The following is a 2,537-nucleotide window of genomic DNA, read 5'->3' as shown; positions in this document are numbered from 1 at the left end:
ATGCCGGAGTTCATTTACACCCTGCGCGGCGTCCGCAAGGCGCACGGTGACAAGGTCATCCTCGACAACGTCACGCTCAGCTTCCTGCCAGGGGCGAAGATCGGTGTCGTCGGCCCGAACGGCACCGGCAAGTCCACCCTGCTGCGGATCATGGCCGGGCTCGAGCCGGTGTCCAACGGCGACGCCAGGCTGATGCCCGGGTACACCGTCGGCATCCTCCAGCAGGAGCCGCAGCTCGACGAGACGAAGACCGTCCTCGGCAACGTGGAGGAAGGCGTCGCCGAGACGAAGAAGCTGCTCGACGAGTACAACGCGATCGCCGAGAAGATGGCGACGGACTACTCTGACGAGCTCCTCGAGCAGATGGGCAAGCTGCAGGAGCAGCTTGAGCACAAGGACGCCTGGGACCTGGACAGCCAGCTGGAGCAGGCCATGGACGCCCTGCGCTGCCCGCCGCCCGACGCGGACGTCAAGAGCCTGTCCGGCGGTGAGAAGCGCCGGGTCGCGCTCTGCAAGCTGTTGCTCCAGCAGCCTGACCTGCTACTGCTCGACGAGCCGACCAACCACCTGGACGCGGAGTCCGTGCTCTGGCTCGAGCAGCACTTGGAGAAGTACCCGGGCACGGTCATCGCGGTCACCCACGACAGGTACTTCCTCGAGAACGTGGCGCAGTGGATCCTCGAGCTCGACCGCGGGCACGCCTACCCCTACGAGGGCAACTACACCACCTACCTGGAGACCAAGGCCTCCCGCATCAAGGTGGAGGGCGCCAAGGACGCCAAGATGCGCAAGCGCCTCGACGACGAGCTCGAGTGGGTCAGGTCCAGCCCGCGCGCCCGGCAGGCGAAGTCCCGCGCCCGTCTTGACCGCTACGAGCAGATGGCGACCGAGGCGGACAAGAACCGCAAGCTGGACTTCGAGGAGATCCAGATCCCGCCGGGCCCGCGGCTCGGCAACCTGGTGGTCGAGGTCAACGACCTGAGCAAGGGCTTCGGCGACCGGGTGCTGTTCGAGGACCTCAGCTTCAGCCTGCCGCGCAACGGCATCGTCGGCGTCCTCGGCCCGAACGGCGTCGGCAAAACCACGCTGTTCAAGATGATCGTCGGCGAGGAACTGCCCGACGACGGAACGATCGTGATCGGGGACACGGTCACGATCTCCTACGTGGACCAGAACCGCGACCGCATCGACCCGCACAAGAACGTCTGGGAGGCGATCTCCGACGGCGAGACATTCATCCACGTCGGCAACGTGGAGATCCCGAGCCGGGCGTACGTCGCGGCGTTCGGCTTCAAGGGCGCCGACCAGCAGAAGCCGGCGGGCGTCATGTCCGGCGGCGAGCGGAACCGGATGAACCTCGCGCTCACCCTCAAGCAGGGCGGCAACCTGCTGCTGCTCGACGAGCCGACCAACGACCTGGACGTGGAGACGCTGGCGAGCCTGGAGAACGCGCTGCTGGAGTTCCCCGGCTGCGCCGTGATCACCAGCCACGACCGGTGGTTCCTCGACCGGGTGGCGACCCACATCCTGGCGTGGGAAGGCGGCGCGAACTGGTTCTGGTATGAGGGCAACTTCGAGGCCTACGAGAAGAACAAGATCGAGCGCCTGGGCGCCGAGGCCGCCCGCCCGCACCGCGTCACCTACCGCAGGCTCACCCGCGGCTGACCCGCCCGTTCATCGGGACAAAACACCGCAGATCGGTCAGTCAGGCCCAGATGTTGATATGTTTATCGTTCCTGGTGACGTGGCCTGTCGCATACTGGTCCGGTGGAAGCGGCAGCTGCCTCCGTCGGGGGGCGGATCCAGCGCCCGGCGGACCGCCGCTGGGGGGCACTCCGTTCGCGGGTAGCAGGGCCATCCGACCAGGCCCTGCACTGGCTGGCCGGCTGGTATGCGATCGCGCTGCGCCTTGGCGGCGCGATCTTGTTCACCGCGGTAGCCGTGCTGGCCGCGACGAAGGAGATTTCCGGCTGGTGGCTGGCCGCGCCGCTGACTGCGCTGTGCTTGTGGTCGGCCTTCTTCGCCTGGCGAGTCCGGCGGTCCGGGTTGACGCCGACCGTAGTGCTGGCCGACGCCGCGGTTGTCTCGGCGCTGGCGCTGGCGCAGCAGCACATGGTCCCAGCTGCGCTGATCGAGGACAACACGACCTGGATGCTCCCGCTGGCCTGCACGTCGGTGTACATCCTGCAGATCGCGCTGCGGCCGAGGTTCAGCCTGCCCGGGGCCGCGATGGTGGTCATCGCCTACGGGTTCGGCGCCGGCGACCTGGCCGATGCCTGGCTGCTGGTGGTGGAGACGATCGTCGCCGCCGGCCTGGTGGCGGTGATACGCGGCGGTGCCCGGCAAGCGGACACGATCGTCGCCGCCGGCCTGGCGACCGAGCGGCAGATCAGGACCGAGGAGGCGCGGCGCGCTGACGAGCGAGAGCAGCACCGCCAGCTGCACGACACCGTCCTGTCGACCCTGACCATGATCGCGGCTGGCGCCTTCGCCGAACCGTCCCCGGCGCTGACCGCGCAGGCGGACCGGGACCTGCG

General features: G+C 68.2%; 1 protein-coding gene and 1 pseudogene. Both read left to right on the top strand.

The window, feature by feature from the left end; all coding sequences use genetic code 11:
• Window positions 1–1,665, top strand: coding sequence for an energy-dependent translational throttle protein EttA (gene ettA / locus WA805_RS18755; protein ID WP_425242974.1), 1,665 nt, complete (start codon window positions 1–3; stop codon window positions 1,663–1,665).
• A gap of 102 nt (window positions 1,666–1,767) precedes the next feature.
• A pseudogene (locus tag WA805_RS18750) lies at window positions 1,768–2,537 on the top strand (hypothetical protein); the annotation flags it as partial.

It is taken from the genome of Trebonia sp., from assembly GCF_049794275.1.
Lineage (GTDB): Bacteria > Actinomycetota > Actinomycetes > Streptosporangiales > Streptosporangiaceae > Trebonia.
Note: the sequence above shows the minus strand (reverse complement) of the source record. Positions and strands in the feature narration are given on the sequence as shown.

Coding starts and splice junctions, on each gene's coding strand:
- ettA (WP_425242974.1), top strand. CDS start 1: ATGCCGGAGTTCATTTACACCCTGCGCGGCGTCCGCAAGGCGCACGGT.